The organism is uncultured Methylibium sp. (assembly GCF_902826655.1).
Lineage (GTDB): Bacteria > Pseudomonadota > Gammaproteobacteria > Burkholderiales > Burkholderiaceae_C > Methylibium.
In genome coordinates this window covers 60,233-77,836 of the sequence record NZ_CADEFR010000004.1, presented here as the reverse complement: position 1 = coordinate 77,836, position 17,604 = coordinate 60,233, and the positions used below count along the sequence as shown (strand labels likewise).

12 protein-coding genes and 1 pseudogene are annotated in these 17,604 nt (G+C 66.6%); 9 read left to right on the top strand and 4 right to left on the bottom strand.

Going from position 1 to position 17,604, the window contains the following annotated elements; genetic code table 11:
• Positions 1–309: 309 nt before the first annotated feature.
• The 3 genes from QZV97_RS03305 to QZV97_RS03295 all read right to left on the bottom strand — a co-directional run bounded on the left by QZV97_RS03305 (position 310) and on the right by QZV97_RS03295 (position 7,374).
• Positions 310–5,340 carry a DEAD/DEAH box helicase gene (locus tag QZV97_RS03305; protein ID WP_295638397.1) on the bottom strand — a complete coding sequence of 1,677 codons (5,031 nt, stop codon included), beginning with the start codon at positions 5,338–5,340 and terminating at the stop codon, positions 310–312.
• Between the two features lie 375 nt (positions 5,341–5,715).
• Positions 5,716–6,762 carry a HAMP domain-containing sensor histidine kinase gene (locus QZV97_RS03300; RefSeq protein WP_295638396.1) on the bottom strand — a complete coding sequence of 349 codons (1,047 nt, stop codon included), beginning with the start codon at positions 6,760–6,762 and terminating at the stop codon, positions 5,716–5,718.
• A 72-nt stretch (positions 6,763–6,834) separates the two neighbouring features.
• Entirely contained in the window at positions 6,835–7,374 is a 540-nt protein-coding gene (locus QZV97_RS03295) for a hypothetical protein (protein WP_295638395.1), read from the bottom strand.
• Positions 7,375–7,574: 200 nt separating this feature from the next.
• Between QZV97_RS03295 and QZV97_RS03290 the strand changes: the two genes are divergently transcribed.
• The 7 genes from QZV97_RS03290 to QZV97_RS03260 all read left to right on the top strand — a co-directional run bounded on the left by QZV97_RS03290 (position 7,575) and on the right by QZV97_RS03260 (position 16,088).
• Complete coding sequence (locus QZV97_RS03290) at positions 7,575–8,249, top strand: response regulator transcription factor (RefSeq protein WP_295638394.1); 675 nt, start codon at positions 7,575–7,577, stop codon at positions 8,247–8,249.
• A gap of 39 nt (positions 8,250–8,288) precedes the next feature.
• Positions 8,289–9,176, top strand: coding sequence for a CPBP family intramembrane glutamic endopeptidase (locus tag QZV97_RS03285; protein ID WP_295638393.1), 888 nt, complete (start codon positions 8,289–8,291; stop codon positions 9,174–9,176).
• A 4-nt stretch (positions 9,177–9,180) separates the two neighbouring features.
• The gene (locus QZV97_RS03280; RefSeq protein ID WP_295638392.1) at positions 9,181–11,307 is read left to right on the top strand and encodes a TonB-dependent receptor; all 2,127 of its coding nucleotides are present in this window, start codon (positions 9,181–9,183) and stop codon (positions 11,305–11,307) included.
• Positions 11,308–11,421: 114 nt separating this feature from the next.
• Positions 11,422–12,294 carry a hypothetical protein gene (locus tag QZV97_RS03275; RefSeq protein WP_295638391.1) on the top strand — a complete coding sequence of 291 codons (873 nt, stop codon included), beginning with the start codon at positions 11,422–11,424 and terminating at the stop codon, positions 12,292–12,294.
• Between the two features lie 76 nt (positions 12,295–12,370).
• The gene (locus QZV97_RS03270) at positions 12,371–13,789 is read left to right on the top strand and encodes an ATP-binding protein (protein ID WP_295638388.1); all 1,419 of its coding nucleotides are present in this window, start codon (positions 12,371–12,373) and stop codon (positions 13,787–13,789) included.
• A 112-nt stretch (positions 13,790–13,901) separates the two neighbouring features.
• Positions 13,902–14,813, top strand: a complete 912-nt coding sequence (locus tag QZV97_RS03265; protein ID WP_295638385.1) for a hypothetical protein — start codon at positions 13,902–13,904, stop codon at positions 14,811–14,813.
• A 21-nt stretch (positions 14,814–14,834) separates the two neighbouring features.
• A complete protein-coding gene (locus tag QZV97_RS03260; RefSeq protein ID WP_295638381.1) occupies positions 14,835–16,088 on the top strand; it encodes a DUF1173 family protein in 1,254 nt (417 codons plus the stop codon).
• Positions 16,089–16,436: 348 nt separating this feature from the next.
• Here the strand turns inward: QZV97_RS03260 and QZV97_RS03255 are convergent.
• A pseudogene (locus QZV97_RS03255) lies at positions 16,437–16,790 on the bottom strand (transposase); the annotation flags it as partial.
• Positions 16,791–16,845: 55 nt separating this feature from the next.
• On the opposite strand from QZV97_RS03255, the gene QZV97_RS03250 reads away from it, so the two are divergent.
• Positions 16,846–17,208, top strand: a complete 363-nt coding sequence (locus QZV97_RS03250; RefSeq protein ID WP_295638377.1) for a hypothetical protein — start codon at positions 16,846–16,848, stop codon at positions 17,206–17,208.
• The gene (gene tnpB / locus QZV97_RS03245; protein WP_295638374.1) at positions 17,208–17,600 is read left to right on the top strand and encodes an IS66 family insertion sequence element accessory protein TnpB; all 393 of its coding nucleotides are present in this window, start codon (positions 17,208–17,210) and stop codon (positions 17,598–17,600) included. The genes QZV97_RS03250 and tnpB overlap by 1 nt, the downstream gene beginning before the upstream one ends.
• The last annotated feature ends 4 nt before the right edge of the window (positions 17,601–17,604 follow it).

Sequence of the window (17,604 nt, the reverse complement as noted above, 5' to 3'; positions counted from 1 at the left end):
CACCGAAAGCAGCCGTCTCTTGCCGGCGGAAGGGCCGCTGGCGCCGCAATGGCACGCGATGCCGTCGATGCCTCACTCGGAGCGTGTTGACATGGCTGGTCCCGGCCGACCCGCACCGGGTCTGGCCGCAGTCTCCGTCACGCACAAGCGTGCGCGGCGCATCCCTGTTGACGTGGAATAACGGCGACCTGACGGGCGACCAGGGCGGAGGTGGGGCGGACCTGCAGGGGAGAGGCGCTCTGCACGCCAGGTGGACGAGCAAAAGAGAAGGGGCCCTCGCTCTCGCGCAGGGCCCCAGAAATGGACGCGTCAGGCAGCCAAGGGCTGCTCGTCGGCTTCGATCGACTGCGACCCGACCTCGTCCTTGTCGACGTCGAGTTCGCGTGCCAGCTCTCGCTGACGAGCCAGCAGCGCCGTGAGGCGCTCCTCATGCTCGAAGGGCTTGGCCAACTCTTCGCGCAGGTCCACCAGCCGTTGACGAAGCGAGGTCAGCTTGTGGCTGGCCTCGGCGGCGCGCACCTCAGCGCCCCGGAGGACGTTGTGCAACTCCGCCGACAACGCCGGTCCTGTCGAGTAGGTCTTGCAGTCGTGGACCGCCTGCCCCTGCAGGTACAGGTGCACGTCATCGGCACTGCGGCCGATGAAGACGTACAGTCGCAGCCGTCCCACGTGGCCGATGAGTTCCTCGGACGCGCGTCCCGAGACGTTTGCGCGTGCGGTCTTGATCACCGTGCGCAGCGCATCGCCCAGGTCGTCGCGGTTCTGGTAGCGGCGGCCGTTGACAACCGCCTCCGCGCCCCGGGCCAATACTTCACTGGCAGCCTCTTCGTCCGCCTTCAGTGCCGCGGCCAGCTTCTCCATGCTCTGGATCCGCGCGGGCAGGTTGGCGACCTCGGACTCGTGGCCGTAGCGCTGGTTGCGCCACACCGAGAACAGCGACGAGTAGCGCGCGATCTCGGCGTCCACGCCCGCCTTCTCGATGACGAGCGGGTTGCCCGAAGCCAAGGCCTTGACCTCGGCGTAGCTCAGCGTCGCCAGCTCGACGTCCTCCACCGACCGCAACCCCTTGTCGCCGCTCATCACCTGGGCGATGAACTTGGACTTGGTCAGCACGGTCTGCCAGGAGTAGGCGTCGAAGCTGCCCTCGGTCACGTAGCGGATGATCTCGACCTCCTCGCATTCGTTGCCTTGGCGCAGGATGCGGCCCTCTCGCTGCTCGACATCGCAGGGCCGCCAAGGGCAGTCCAGTTCATGGAGCGCGACCAGGCGCTTCTGCACGTTCGTGCCGATGCCCATCTTCGCTGTCGATCCCAGCAGGACGCGCACCTTTCCCTCTCGGACCGACCGGAACAGCGTCGCCTTTTGGGCGTCGGTTCCGGCGTCGTGGATGAACGCGATCTGTTCCTGCGGGATGCCGAGCCGGATGAGTTCGGCCTGCAGTTCGTCGTAGACGCTGAAACCGGCGTCGGCGCGCGGCGTCGACAGGTCGCAGAACACCAGCTGGGCCCTTTTGAGGCCCGTGGTGCGCGACCAGATGCCGTGAACCTCCGCTGCGCACTGCGCCACCTTGCCTTGCGGGTCGGCGAGCGAGTGCGAGTCAACGAGGCGCATGTCCAGCGCTGCCTTGCGGCCTTCGTTGGTGATCTTCAGCATGTTGTCGACCCGAGGGTCGACCCGTTGCGTCTTCAGCCTTTCGGCCCTCGTCACCAGCGTCTTCACGAACGCCTTCAGTTCGGCGCTCGGCTTGCACATCACCGTTCTCGGCTTGCCGCCCTTCAGTGCAGGGACGGGCAGGTTGAGCATCTCCTTGGTGCGGATGTCCGATGCATCGCAGAAGACGCCCATGAGGTCGGGCACGTTGACGAAGCGCGCGAAGCGCGTGTTCAGCCGATAGCCGCTGCCATCCGGCGCGATCTCCAGCGCAGTGACCGTCTCCCCAAACGTCGCAGCCCAGGCGTCGAACTGCTCCAGGCCAAGCGTGCGCAGCGTGTGGGGCTGCAGGTAGCGCTGGAACGTGTGGATCTCGGCCATGCTGTTGGCCACCGGCGTCGCCGTGGCGAGCACGACGCCGCGATGCCGACCGCGGTGCAGGCCCATCGTGTAGCGGGACTTCAGGTAGAGATCGAATGCGCGCTGCGAGTTGGACAGCGGCAGTCCCGCGATGCGCGCCATCTTGGTGTGGCGCCAGAGGTTCTTGTGCAGGTGGGCTTCGTCGGTGAACAGGTAGTCGATGCCCAATGCTTCCCAGCAGAGGAAGTCGTCCTTTCGCTCTTGGTTTTCCAGTCGTTCGAGCCGCACCTTCCAGACCTTCTTCATGCGCTCGAGCTGCTTGATGATCCTGTTGGAGCGGTCGTCAGCCTTGGTCGCGCGCACCGCGAGCTCGAGCTCCCGGATGATGGATTGGATGTGCTCCTTCGTGAACTCGCGCGACATCGGCAGCAGCTCGAAGGTCGAATGGGTCAGGATCACTGCATCCCAGTCGCCCGTCGCGATGCGAGAGACGAACTCGCGCCGGCGGTCGCCGGCCAGGTCCTCCTTCGTCGCCATCAGCACCGAGGCGAACGGATACAGGCGCACGAACTCGGCCGTGTACTGCTCGAGCATGTGGTTCGGCACGACGTGCGCTGGCTTCCTGGTCAAGCCGAGGCGCCGCAGTTCCATGCTCGACGCCACCATGATCGCGGTCTTGCCCGCACCCACCGCATGGAACAGCCCGGTGTTGCCGGACTGCACGATGCGCCAGATCGCGTTCAGCTGCGACCGGTGCAGCTCGAAGCACCGGGAGAAGCCCGGCAGCCGCAGATGCGACCCGTCGAACTCGCGCTGCCTCAGGCAGTTGAAGGTGTCGTTGTAGATCCGGCACAGCCGCTCGCGCCGCCGCACGTTCTCGTAGGCCCACGCGGCGAAGCGCTCCTTGATCGCCGCCAGCTTCTCGCGCGCCGCCAGCGTCTGTTCCTTGTTGACGATGTAGGCGCCTTCCTTCTCCGGGTGCGGATCGCGCACCGTCGGCGTCTGGACGTTCAGCGCGTGCTGGATCAGCTCGACTGCGTCCATGCGCTGGATTCCGAATTCCTGCGTACATGCCAGGTTACGGCTCACCGTCCACTTGTCGACCTTCACCGACCAGGTGCCGGCGATGTCGAGGTAGCGCACCGTGGCCGACTCCAGCCCCAGCACCTCGTTCATGAACGTCTCGACGACATCGGCTGGAATCCAGACGGCGCCAAGACGCGGCTCGATCGCCGCCGGCGGTAGATCCTCAGGGATCACGGTTTCCAGCGCGACCACGTTGGCCAGGAACTGCGCTCCGGCAGCGGCCGCGGCCTTGAGCTTGCGCTTCACGTCGCCGGACAGATAGGCGTCGGCGGTCTCGTACGCGCCGCTGTCGGGATCGAGGAAGACCATTGCGCGTTGCCTCAGGTCCTCGACCAGCGCTTCAGGCGCCGGACCCAGCAGCGCCGCCATGTAGGACGGATCGACCCGACCCCGCCATTGCATGCACAGGGCGAGCGCTTCGTCCGGGCTCTCTGCCCTTTGCGGCTCCTCGATGCACGACACTGTCCGCCGCCGGAAGATGTCCGCCTTGGTGGCTGTCTCGTCCTCCTCGTCGTACTGCTCGAGCGAGAGCAGCAGCGGGTAGTCGGGGTCCCTCCGAAACGCCAGTGCGTTCGCACGCGCGCTCAGGAAGCCGTGCTTGGCGACGAACCGGTCGTAGGACAAGTTCAGCGCCACCCGCTTGCTGGCGAGGTCGGCGTCGCTCGCATCGCTGAGTTGAGCTGCGAGCAGCGCGCGCGCCCGATCCCTGATCTCGCACATCCTGGCGATGCGCTGTCGCGCGGCCGCGGTAGTGCGCTCATGCACGTCGACAAGCTGGCCGTCTTCGACGCAGCAGACGCGACCATCGCGCACGACGAAGCTGCCCGGGCGGGCGTTGGACGCCGCTTCTTCGGGCTGCTCGCTCGGCCGAACGACGCCACGCGTTTCCGAGGGCGGGCTGTAGGCGCCGGCCGGCACGAGGCCAGTGACCCGTTCCAGCTCCGTGCTCAGCGCGCCGTCGAGCACCGCCGTCGGCACGGGGTAGTGGCCGTTGCTGACCTTGTCGATGCGGCCGAGCACGAACTCGGGCCGCTCGCAGTACCACGCGTTGATCCGCATGTAGCGGTCGTGACAGCCCGTGTGCCTCAGCGCGTCGGGAACCGTGCCCAGCCCCAACCAGATCGGCTCTTCGGCCGGGATGTCGCCCGATTCCCGCTTGCGCAGGATCAGGAGGTCGGTCTGAACGGCGGTGGAGCCGAGGCGCTCGAACGCGCCATGCGGCAGCCGGAAGGCGGCCAGCAGGTCCGCTCTCGACGCAACGTGGGCACGGGCCGAGCCGTCGTGTTCGTCCAGCATATACGCCGAGGTCACGACACAGACGAGGCCGCCAGGGACGACCACATCGAGCGCCTTGCCGACGAACCAGTTGTGCACGCTGAACCGGCTGTAGGGCCGGTTGCGGCCGTCGTTGACCGGGAAGCTCCCGAACGGCACGTTCGAGATCACGAGGTCGATCGATTCGTCGGCGAGCGCTGCGGCCTCTGCCGCCTGGATGCGCACGTCGACGCCGAACGGTTCGTAGAGCGCCTGCAGGATCGAGCCAGCGACCGTGTCGATCTCGATCGCGGTCCATCGGCTCGCGCGCGCCAGGCGTGGCGGCATGCAGCCGATGAAGTGGCCGATGCCGGCGCTCGGTTCAAGGACTCTGCCGCCGCGGAAGCCGACGGTTTCGAGGGCTTCCCAGATCCAGCGGATCAACGCCGGCTCGGTGTAGTGACTCGTGTTGACGGAAGCCTTGGCGGCCTCGTACTCGGCCGCGTCGAGGCTTGCGGCCAGTTGCTCGGCCCGACGCCGCCACGCTGCGTCGTGCTGCTCGCGGTTGAAGCTGGCGGGAATGCCGCCCCAGCCGGTGAAGCGCAGCAGACGGCAACGCTGCTCGTCGCTTGGCGCCTTGCCAGGCGATTCAGCCACTTCGCGCAGCACCGCGATCGCTTGCAGGTTCGCGTCGAATTTCGAGACCGCGCCGGCCAGGCCGTCCAGCGCGGACCGTCCCAAGCGGGCCAGTCGAAGGCCGTGGCAGGTCTCGTCGTTTCGCCGCACAGCGTCGGACGCCAGGCTTTGATCTGGTCGCCCTCGAGCATGTTCGAGGGCGGAGGCGCGGCCGGAGACGGCGGCTCGCTGAAGAGGTCGGGGAACGAGGCTTCTTCCGTTGGACAGAAGCCCGGGAGCCAAAGGCTCGGCGCCTTGGTGGCATGGTTTGCCATCGGTGGTTCTCCATGGGAATGGAGAGCCCACTGCCCCCATGGGAGCGTGAGCTCCCCGTTGGGGATGCGCCGAGGAACGCTTGCGCGCGCCCCGGCAGGTCGATGGGTCAGCGAATCGCGCGCCGCGGGCACCAGGCGCGGTGCGACGATCTGCGCGGTCTGTTGACCGAGGATGAGGAATGGCCGACACCCGTTGGGGAGGCGGCAGCGATGAGGTTGCCCACCCCGAGTTGGCTCAGGCGGGGATGCATGTGCGGGTCACGACCGCTAACGCCGACCAGGTCGGAGGAGTCCACGGGGGACAGCTGGGGAGCGAACGCTCCGACAGTGCGCCGAGTATGCGAACTTGCGGGCGCATCGGCAATCCATCGCCGCCAACCGTCGCATGCACATTGGTCGCATCCGCGACCGATGTTCAGCCGCCTTTGCCCGACGCCGAGATCGGAGATGCCGCCGGGCCGCTCAACGGGAGGACGACGAAGAAGGTCGTGCCCTCGGCATCGCTGCGCATTCCAACGTCCCAGGCGGCAGTCGTCGCCAGCAGCTTGACGACGGCCAGGCCCAGGCCGCTGCCTTTGGGTCGATTCGACCGCGCCGCGCCGCGCACGAAAGGCTCCCACACTGCCTCCCGCACAGCCTCCGGGATGCCCGGTCCGTGGTCCGTTACGCTGACCTCAACACCTTCGGCGAGGCTCATCGTGCCGAACGTGTGGCTGAGGAGCTTGGCTCGAATGTCGATGACCCCTGGGCCGGAGTACTTGACCGCGTTCGAGAGGTAGTTGTTCAACACCTGGTGCAGTCGAATGTCGTCGCCGTGCACCTGCACGTCTGCAGTCTGCGGCGCGTCGAGTTTGAGCGTCTGATCATTCGCCTGCGCGGCCTCGGCATGCTCGGTGACGACCCGCTCGAGCAGAGGCACGAGCCTGAACGGCTCTCGCCGCAGCTCGACGTTGCCGCTCGCAAGTCGCGCGTACTGGGCGATGTTGTCGAGCCGCCCCTTGATCTGCACGATGCACTGTTCCAAGCCCTGTACGAGCTGGGCCGTTGCCGGGTTCTGCGGTTTGAGAGCGAGCAATTCGACATTCGCCAGCATCGTTTGCAGGGGCGTGCGCAACTCATGCGAGACCATTCCCAGCAATGCCGTCCGCGCCTGGGCGCTGCGCTGTGCTTCGGCGCGCGCCCGCGCCTGCAATGCTGCTGCCTCGCGCTTCGATGCCTGCGCCCGGCGTTGCAGATGCAGTCCGATCGAGAGCGAGGCCACCAACACGATGCCGGACACGGCAAGGACGGCGAGAGCGGGGCTGCGGTTGGTCGGGACGGTGGCGATGAGCCAGAAGCCGGCGGCCACCAGGACGGCGATCAAGGCGAGCGCAACGAGCAGCAAGGATCGCCCCGACAACGTGCCAAGGCGGCTGGAACCTGCTGTCTCTGCGGGTTCGTCGATGGCTTGATCGCGCTGCAAGTTTGGGTGACGTCCGAGTGATGTGGACGCGCGCGCTTGGCGACCCGATACCAGTGATTGCGAGGGCATGCGTCAGGCCTTGCGATCGCCGAGGGCCAGCCGCAGATCTGCGGCGAGTTTCACCCCCGAGTATGGCTTCGCGCGGTATTGCACCCGGTGGCGATCGATGGTGCGTGCGAGCGCTTCATCTGTCGGCACGCCCCCGACCGCGAGGTTGCCCGACAGGAGAAATATCGGCGAGTGAGCCGACGCAGGGCTGCGCCGCAGAGCGTCGATGAGTCCAGCTGCGGTTGTGCTGCCGAGGTACCAGTCGAGTACATAGGCCGCGAATGGCGCGGTCCTCGAAGCGCGCTCGAGCTGCGTCGCTTCGGTGTACGGTACGACGTCGAAGCCGCTCTGGGTGAGGATCGCCGTGACGGAGGCGACTGCGGCGAGATCGTCGTCGAGCGCCGCGATCCGCGGCCGCAGCTCATTGCCCTGCGTTACCAGCGTGTCGCCTTCGCAGGGTGACTCGCCATCTCGCTCGACACGGCGCGAACCTGCCGACGCGACCCGAGTAGATCGCGTGCTGGCCGTCAAAGACGGCCCGTCTTGTCGACTGGCCATCACCACGAGTCCTCCTATCAGCGGGAGACGTCAGCGCGGTGGGCGCTGAGTCGCCCCTTGTCCGCGAGCGTGCGAGGCTCGCGCAGGACCACAATCGTAGTCGAAGTAGGTTACGTAGTGCCACCATAAAAAGTAACATCATGGCACCCGAAGTTGTCTCAGACAGTTACTAGATCATGAGCTATAAAAGATCTGCTGCGGTTCACATGACGACCCAAGCCACTCGATCGCGTCGACGCATGCAGCCCATTCGAATCCTCATTGCCGATGATCACCCCCTCATCATCGAGGGGCTGACCCTTGCGCTCGGGAAGCGGGGCATCGAGGTGGTCGGGCACGCGTCCGCGATTGCCGATGCTGTTCGCGAGTACCGGCAACACAAGCCCGACGTCGTCGTGATGGACGTCGGCTTCGGGCAGTCGTCAACCGGGCTTGACGCTGCGCGCGAGATCCTCGGAATCGATCCCGACGCGCGCATCGTCTTCTACACACAGTACGACCAGGACGAGATCGTGCGCGAAGCCTACCGGCTCGGGGGCCGGGGGTTCGTGCCGAAGGTGCAGCCCACCGACCTATTGGCCGATGTGATCGGCCAGGTTCAGCAAGGGAAGATCCACTTCCTGCCCGAGATCGCCGAGAGGCTGGCTCTGATGGGCGTGAGAGGTGGTGACGACTCCCCGCGAGCAAAGCTCGATGCCCGCGAGTTGGACGTGTTCCGACGCCTGGCCCAGGGCCAGACGATCGAAGAGATTGCCGGCAGCCTCAGCCTATCGAGGAAGACGATCTCGCTTGTCGTGCAGGCCGTGAAGGACAAGCTGGGCGTTCAGAGGTCGGCCGACATCACGAGGTTGGCGATCCGCCACCACATCATCGAGACCTAGTTTCGCGGCCGGGTCAGCAACAAAAAGGGAGAGTGCACGATGCCCGTGCCGTTCGTTCTGCTTGTCGTGTCCATCTGCGCGGCCTGGCTGCCGCCGCTGTCCGTCGCGAAGCTTCGCGTGCATCCGTGGGCCGTGGTCTACGCAGTCGCAGTCGTTGCGGCCTTCGTCCAAGGGTTCCTGCAGGTCAGCGCCGTTGTCGCGTTGATCGTGCTCGTCGCACTGGCTCTGTGCGTGACCCGCGCAACCCGCAAGGTCATGTACTGGCTGGCGTTCGCGTTGCTGTTGCTGCTGTGCCTGGCGCTTGCGCTGCACAAGGTACCCGGCTTCAACAACCCGATCGTGATCGACGGGGTGCAGTTCTCACCCGACGCGAAGCCCTTCACCCAGTACCTGAACTTCGACAAGGGTTCGGTCGGACTGGTCTTGCTTGCGCTGCTGTCGCCCAAGCTCCGGCGCGGCGATCGTGTCGGCCGCTTGGCCGCCGAGACGGCAGCGGGATACGCCCTGACCACGGTCATCGTGCTCGGTGCCGCTCTGGCGAGCGGCCTGGTCCGCTTCGAGCCGAAGTTGCCCGCGCAGGCGCTGCTCTTTCTCGCGACGAATCTGTTCCTCACTTGCGTGGCCGAGGAGGCCTTCTTCCGCGCGCTCGTCCAGGATCCCCTGCGCGGCATGCGCGCCGGCCAAGCCGAGCCGGGGGGCGCATCGTGGCGCGCCGGTGCCATCGTCGCGATCGTGGTCTCGGGCCTGCTCTTCGGCATCGCGCACGCCGCAGGCGGGACGTCGATGATCGTGATGGCGGCTCTGGCGGGCATCGGCTACGCCGCCGTGTACGCCAGGACGAACCGCATCGAGGCCCCCATCCTCGTCCACTTCGGCGTGAACGCCACGCACTTTCTGGCGTTCACGTACCCCGCTCTAAAGGGGTAGGGCGATGAAGCTGCACCGTGTCTTGTCCTCGGTCGGCCTCGGGCTGACCGCTGGACTGTGCGCAGCAGCAGGCGCCGCGGAGATCCCCGCGGACGCAGACCTGTACCCGACCGTGTTGACGCCCACGCGGCTGCGGCAATCGCTTCAAGACGTGCCCGCGAGCGTCACGGTCATCACGGCAGACATGCTGCACAAGTTTGGCATTCGTTCGATCCCGGAGGCGCTTCGGCTGGTCCCGGGGATGGCGATCACGCAGGCCAGCGGGCCCGACTATCGGATCAACTACCACGGGACCAACGTGCTCGTCCCGCGGCGCATGAACGTGTTGATCGACGGCGTGTCGGTGTATCAGCCGTTGTTTGCGCGAGTGGACTGGACGAACCTTCCGATCGCGATCGACGACGTCGACCGGATCGAGGTCACCCGCGGTCCGAACTCGGCGGCCTACGGGCCGAACTCACTGCTGGCGATCGTGAACATCATCAGCCGCCATCCGCGCGACGTGGAGAGGGTCTTCGCGTCGGTCGAGAAGGGCGGCAACGGTGTTGCGGCAGCGACCTTCCGGTTGGGTGCGCAGCTCGGCGACATCGACATGCGGCTGACGCTCAACCACGAACGGGATGGGGGCTACGACGTTCAGCAGCGTGCGGGCGCAGATCACGACAGCCTGCGGATGACGCGCGTGAACTTCCGCGCTGTCAAGCCATTCGGGTCGGCGACGAACTTGGACATCAATGCCGGATACGTCAGCGGGACCAAGGAGGTTCCCGGCGTCGACGCCGGCGGCATTACCTATCCGGATGCGAAGCCGCGCGACACCTATGTCTCGGCAACGCTGACTCACAGCTTCGCTCCGACGCACCAGTTCCAAGTGCGCGCGTACGTGTGGACCGACAAGATCGAGCAGTCCTGGCGCACGTGCTATCCCACGGCGATGTTCCTTCCCGAGATGTTCGCCGTGTACCGAGCCAACCCGAGCTACGCTGGCGCCATCCTTGCGGGTCGCCTGCCCACCGGCGGCACGCCGGCGGACGACGCGCTCGCGGCGGCGGCCATCGCGGCGATCCGCGCCCTCGGCTCGTCCGCGACCACGCCCACCTGCGGCACGGCAGAGCAGGGTCTCGAGCAGCGGAGGGCCGACCTGGAAATGCAGGACACCTACGTGGTCTCGGAACAAGCAAGGTTCGTCGCAGGTGCGGGCGTCCGGCGCCACAGCGGATCAAGCGCGACCTATCTGGGCACCGACCTGGCCAACACGGTATGGCGTGCCTTCGGCAACCTGGAGTACCGTCCCGTGCCCGATCTGGCGATCAACCTCGGTGCCTACGCCGAGCGCGACGAGCTCAGCGGGTCCTCGTTCTCGCCGCGCGTCGCGGCCAACTATCGACTCTCCGACCTGCAGACGCTGCGATTCGTGTGGTCTCGCGGAACCCGAACGCCCGACGTCCAGGAGCAGCGAGCGAACTGGACGTACACGCTGACCGAGGCAGCCCCCGCACTGAACGGCTCTTCGACGGTTCGCTTGTTTCAGAGCGCCCGCTCGCCAGGCGGGTTGCAAAGCGAGCGCATTCGCTCGGTCGAGGTCGGGTACCTGCTGAACGTTCCCGCGTATGGCCTCCTCGTTGACGTCAAGGCGTTCGATGACGAGCTGTCGAGCCTCATCTCCGAGAAGCTGCAGCTGTCCAGCTTCAAGCCGACGAACAGCGGCGCCGTGCACCTGACCGGTGTCGAGCTGCAGGCGAACGCAGCAATCACCGCCGACTGGACGGTGTTCCTCAACTACGCCTATCTCAGCAACCATGGCGCCACGAACCCTCTCGAGACGACGCAGTACTCGAGGCATAGCGGCTCGATCGGCACGTGGAAAGGGTTCGGGGACGGGTGGGCGGCGTCGATCGCGTACTTCGGCGCCGCGGGCGACGGGCTTGGGCAGTCCTCGTACGGGCGGACCGACCTCACGGTCAGCAAGCGCGTCGGATTGGCGGCGGGCAAGGCGGAAGTCTCGTTGACGGCCCGTCGCTTGGACAACCCACAACAAACGTACTTCCGCGACTTCGGAGCCGCCAACACGTTGCGGGCGGCCTACGACAGTCGTTGGCAAGTGCTTGGGCAACTCAGGGTGAGCTTCTGACGTGAGCGGGCAAGCAGACCCGTAGCGCATGCATGGATGCCGCCACTCGTGCCAAGAAAAAACATAACGCAGGACCTTCAGCACACGGCGACCAGCAGTCGACGCTCTCTGGGCATGCTCGCGCTGAGCATGTGCTTCGGCGCACCCCTCGCGAATGCCGCGCCCGCCGAGTTGCGCGTGCTCATGGCGGACCAGCCGACACCGGCTGCGCGCGAGACGCTTGCCGCCTTGATCAAGCGCTTCCCGTCGACCACGGTCGACACCGACGCGCGCCGGCTCCTTGCGCGGCCCGGCGCAGCGGTCCACGTGGCCTTGGGCGCCGATGCGCTGAAGGCGCTGCTGGAGGCTGGATCGAACAGCCCCTTGCTGGCCCTGCTGTCGTCGAACGAGTCCTTCCGCGCGACGGTCGCCGCGGCGAGCGCCGAGCGTCGCCGGGCTCCGCTCAGCGCGGTATACGCCGAGGCCGCGCCGGCGCAGCAGATGATGCTGATCCGCCTGATCTTCCGACGGCAGGTGAGGGTAGGCGTTCTGCTCACCGAGAACACAGCCCACATCGAGCCGCTTATCCGCTCGGCGGCGCGCAGCGTTGACCTGGACGTGGACATCCAACGCATGGAACGAGGCGACAACCCGATCCGTGCCCTCAACCGGCTCGCCTCGGCGAACGTGCTGCTCGCTGTGCCGGACCGCGCGATCTTCTCGCCGGAGAATGTGCAGAGCCTGCTCAAAGCGACGTATCGACGCGGGCAGGCCGTGGTGGGGTTTTCGTCGGCGCTAGTTCGCGCCGGCACGCTGGCGTCGGTCTATTCGACGGTTGACGAGGTAGTGGCGCAGGCCAGCATGCTGATCGAGCAACTGGCGAACGGCCAGCAGCCAGGTGCGCAGTACCCGATCTACTGGCGCGTGGCGGTAAATGAGAGCGTGGCCCGATCCATGAACATTCCCATCGACAACGATGCCCGGGGCTTCGCCAGCCCGGTACGCTGACATGCGCACACCGTGGCCATCGCACTGGGGCATCACCACGCGCTTGGTGATGGTGGCAAGCGTACCTGCGCTTCTCATGTTCCTGGTGATCACCGCGGCGCTGTACGTCAGCGGCCAGGACGAAGCGATCGAGGCAGTGCGGGAGCGAGGCGCATTGATCGCATCTTCGCTGGCGCAGACAGGCCAGTACGGCCTGGTGTCGGGGAACAGCGCTTCGCTGGAGCGCAGCATTCAGCGCCTGGTCGAGTCGGACCCCACCATCGCGTCGATCCACTTGCGCGACCCCAGCGGACGAGTGGTCGCCGCGGCGCAAGCGCTGAACCGGCAGGCGAGTCTCACCTTCGAGAGGGAAATGCGCGCCGACGTGTTCGCGCTCGACTTGCTGGACAACTCGGGGGCGGCCGCCAGCGGCACGGTGCCGGATGCCGCGACCAGCGAGGGACGCGTGGTCGGCAAGGTGACGGTGCGCATGTCCAGCGAGCCGATCGTCCAGCAGCGCCTGCGCCGCATCGCCTATGGGGCGGCCGCGGTGCTGTTTGCCGCGGCCATCAGCGTCCTGGCCGGGCTCACGCTCGCGCTGCGCCTGAGAGAGCCGCTGCGCGCGGTCATGGCTGCGCTGCGCGAGATCCGGCAGGGGCGCTTCGACGTGACGCTGCCAACGGGCGCCAGCGGCGAACTCGGCGAACTGCAGGCGACCATCAACGAGATGGCGCATGGCCTGTCGGTTCGGCGCGAGGAGCTCCAAGCGCTCGTCGAAAGCCGCACTGCTGACCTGCAGGCGGCGATGGAACAAGCGCGCATCGCGGATGCCGAGCGCCGGCGGCTGATCGCGCGCAGCAACCGGCAGCTCGAGGACGAGAGGAAGCGCATCGCCGTCGAGATCCATGACCATCTGAACGCCTCGCTGATCGGATTGCGCTCGAAGGCACAGCACATCGCCGAGGTCTCCGCGGGAATGAGCGGCGCGACGGCCCGCGAGGTGAACGTGACTGCAACCGAGATCACCGACACCATCGCCGGGCTCTACAAGAGCGCGAGGGACCTCATCAAGCAGCTTCGCCCCGAAGTCATCGACGTCCTGGGCTTGACCGGGGCGCTGCAGGAAATGACGCGCGAGTACAACCAGCTCGTGCCGGCCATTCGCTTCGTGCTGCACGTGCCGCCGGACTTTCCCACGATGAGGGGCCAGGTCGCGATCGTCGCGTTCCGGCTCGTGCAGGAAGCGTTGTCGAACGTCGTCAAGCACTCGTCGGCGAGCCGGGTGGAGGTGTCGCTGACGGCACCGCCCGGCAGTGCCGAGGTCCTGATCGCCGTGCGCGACGATGGCGTCGGCTTCGATCCCGCCAAAGTGCCCGGTGGAAGCCTGGGGTTGGCCGGCATGCGCGAGCGCGTTAGCGGAGCCGGCGGTCGGATGAGGATCCGCTCCAGGCCGGGCCGCGGAACCCGCGTCACGTTCCGCCTTCCCTTGGTCGACGACGAGGAAGGGACCGTTTAGCGGCCGCTCTGCCGGCACTGCCGCCTGTACTCGACCCTGTTTGGGGCGGATTTCCGCTGGCAATTGCGGCCCGGACGGGACAAGACTGGGCACCCCAATCAGCGGTGCCGCCATGCAGCCAAGGACGATCCGACAAGCGACCGAGATCCTGCACGATGTGCTCGAGCGCAGACTGAGCTACCGCGAGGCCGGTGCGCGACACGGCATTGCCAGATCGACGGCCGAGAAGCAGGTGAAGGCTCTGGTCAGGCTGGCCGCCAGCCAGACGCCCATCGGCACGCTGAATGGTGCCGCTCTGTCGAGCTTGGCGCTGCTGCGAGCAGCGCGTGACGACGTGCTCAGGGCCGTTCAGGCCTTCGACCCGGCCGCAGGTGCTCACCGCGGAATGCCCCGCTGGGACGGGGAGTTCGCCGAGGCGCTGAAGTCTCTTCGGTCGCAGAGCGAGAACGCCAATCGGGACGTCGCGCTGCTGCTGCTGCTGTTCAGCACGGGCGCCAAGCCGCTGGAGATTGCGGTCCTGCGGGTGCGCGACTACCTGACGCAGGATGGGCAAGCCCGGGACTGCGCCGACATCGGGCACCTCGAGGACGGGCAGCCTGGACGGCGGCCGCTCTACTTCTTGAGCCAGCGCCTGCGCAGCGCACTGGATGCCTATCTCGAGGAGCGGTTCCGCCGCGGCCTCGGCGTGAGCGGACAGCCCGGCTATCGAGGCCTGGTGGCCGACAGCAGCCTCTTTCTGACGAAGGACGGGCGGTCCTTCGAAGTGAAGGCGCGAAGCAACAGCGATCCCCGCCCCATCTGCCCTGTACTCGTGGCGACCTATCGCCGCATCCTCGTCAGGGCCGGCATGCCCGGCATGACGATGCAATCCGCGCGAAGGCACGTCGCGCAGCGGTTGCTCGCGCGTGGCGCGACGCGATTCCAGGTCGGAGAACTCCTGGGCATCGTGCACCAGCGTTCCGTCCAGCGCCTGCTGCGCCGCGCGGCGCCGTCGATCGAGTACCTGGTCAAGGACATCGCCTAGGCGGCCGGTAAGGAGAGACTCGTGGACGCGGCGCGCTACTTCATCAAGGGACAGTCATTCGCCGCATCGGATCCGCGCTTGCAGGACGCGCTGGCCCGGGTCTACGAGTCCTCCGAGCGGCCCCGGTGCATGTGCGTGCCCGGCGGCGTCGAGATGTACGTGGCCAAGCACGCTGAGTTCGTCATCAAACGCATGCCCGATACCGGTCGACGGCACCACGTGACATGCCAATCGTTCGAGCCTGAGCCGGACACGTCGGGCTTGGGCGAGCTTCTGGGGGAGGCGATCGTCGAGCATGCGCCAGAGCAGGTCGAGATCAGGACCGCATTCCCGCTTGCGCGCGTGGCCGGTCGGTCGATGCCTTGTCGCGAGGCGACTGAGGACCCAGCCGCGGTCAACGCACCGCGCAAGCGCATGAGCCTGCGGGCCGTGCTCCACTTCCTGTACGACCGCGCTGGCTTCAACCGTTGGTACCCGGCCATGGACGGTCGGCGCTCGCAGGCCGTCATCCGCCGCTACCTGCTGGCGGCGGCACAAGGGGTCACCCTCAAGGGCGGAACCCTGGAGGAGCGCCTGTTCGTTCCGGAGCAGTTCCGGGCGGCCGAGGCTGATGAGATCGGCGAGCGCCGGCGGCGAAGGCTGTCGATGCTGCTGTCACCCGAGACCGACGTGCAGTTCAAGATGGCGATCCTGATCGGCCAGCTTAGCGGCGTCGAGGCGACTGCGTACGGACGCCGGCTCAGCGTGAAGCACATGCCCGATGCGCCCCTGTACATCGACAACAAGGCATGGGCGAGGGCGGAGCGCGCCTACGGTCCAACCTTGCAGGCCGTGGATGCCGACGTCGAGCGCAAGCCGCGCGTGGTGATGGCGGCGCTGATCTACGCCAAGCGGGAGCACATCTACCAGGTCGAGTCGCTGTCGCTGATGCTCACGACGGATCAGTGGATACCGCTCGAAGGGCTGCATGAGCTGCCGCTGATTGAGGCACTCCAGCGGCAAGGGCGGCAGTTCATCAAGCCGCTCAAGTACGACGTGAAGTCAGCCGCAGGCTTCCCGAATGCGCTGCTGCTGGACGCCGGCGCCACGCCTGTTGCGCTTCACGTGGTCAGCCCGTTTATGGATGCAAGGGAGCGCGCTGCGAAAGAGAGTGCTCTGCGCGCGTCCGGCGAGACGGCTTGGACGTGGATGACCGACAAGGGCATGCCGGACCTGCCTCCGCCTACGAAGGGGCATCGGACTGTTCATCTCGGTACCGATCGTCCGGCATCTTGAACACAGCCGGCATGCGCGATGGTCGCAGCGATGTAGCGATGTGCCAGGATTGAACGCTTGTTCGAACGTTCGGCCCTTTCGGGTCTGAGGCCAGGTCTGAGGCCCCCCTCAGGAACATCGGCCGGGCGTCGGCCATGCGGCGGTATGCTGACCTTCACCTAGCACCGGACCCGGACCGGACCCGGCCGAGGCTGTGTGAGAACTCGGCGGAGGCGACTCGTGCCGGCCTCGTTGAGGCGGCGGGCGATGCAACGGCCCTGGACGCACCCCAGTGGTCGCTGTGAGCTGATATTCGAGTTGTCCGGGTTTGGCGAGCGTTCGTGGCGTCGTTTGAGCATGACAAGGCGCTCATGCGCCCACCAACTTCATCGCCTTCATCGTTCTGGCGATACCAAGGATGCGGATCACGCGCTTGAGGTTGTAAGCCAGGACGTGAAGGCTCATTTCGGTGGAGACGTTGGGCAGCCTGCGTGTTAGGAAGTGCGCCGAGCCCATCCAGTGCTTGAGCGTTCCGAAGACGTGCTCGACCGTTCGCCTTCGCAGCGTCATGGCGTCCAGGCGCTTGTCCAGCCGGCGCTGCACAGCTTCGAGTACTGCTTCGTGTTCCCAACGCGAGATGCGCCTGTAGTCGCTCGGCGTGCATTGCGCCTTCATGGGGCACTGCGGGCAGGCACTGCTCCAGTAGCGACGAATCTGCAGCCCGTTCGTAACCGGTAAGTCGATGGCGTTCTTCCGGTGCTGAGGATGGCTTCCGACAATGCCGCACATCGGCAACACGACGGAGGCACCGATGGAAGCGAAGAGAACGCGGCGGCATCTGAGCGAACAGGCTTGGTGCGAGGTGTTCGACCGATTTGACGGCAGCGGCGAATCGGTGACGCGGTTCTGCAAGCGCGAAGGGTTGCACACGAGCAGCTTTCAGCGATGGAGGCGCCGCCTGGCGGCGACGGCGGCGGCGCCGATGACGGCGCAGGCACGCAAGCCTCGACAGGCGACGCGGCAAGCGCCGGTGGCCAGCTTCATCGAGATGGGCTCGGTGGCCGCGGCCGATCCGGCGGGCCGGCTGGAGGTGCGGCTCGATCTGGGCGGTGGCCTTGTGCTGCAACTGGTGCGCAGCTGATGTTCTTCCCCGAAGGCCAGATCCGCGTGTTCCTGTACGGAGCGCCGGTGGACATGAGGAACTCGTTCGACGGGCTGTATGCGCTGGCACGCCACGGCCTGCAGCAAGATCCGCTGAACGGGCAGTTGTTCACGTTCATCAATCGGCGCGCCACGCAGATGCGGGTCCTGTATTGGGATCGCAGCGGCTGGGCCCTGTGGGCCAAGCGTCTGGAGGCCGGGCGCTTCATCGCAGACTGGTCGCAGGTGCGGCACACCGAGATGGACTGGACGGCGCTGAAGCTCATGATCGAAGGCATCGAGGTCAGGCGCCGGAACAAGCGCTATCGGCTGTTGCCGCGAGATGCTCGCCAGGGCCGAGGTGATCACGCGAGTGCCGAGACAATCGCGTGATGCC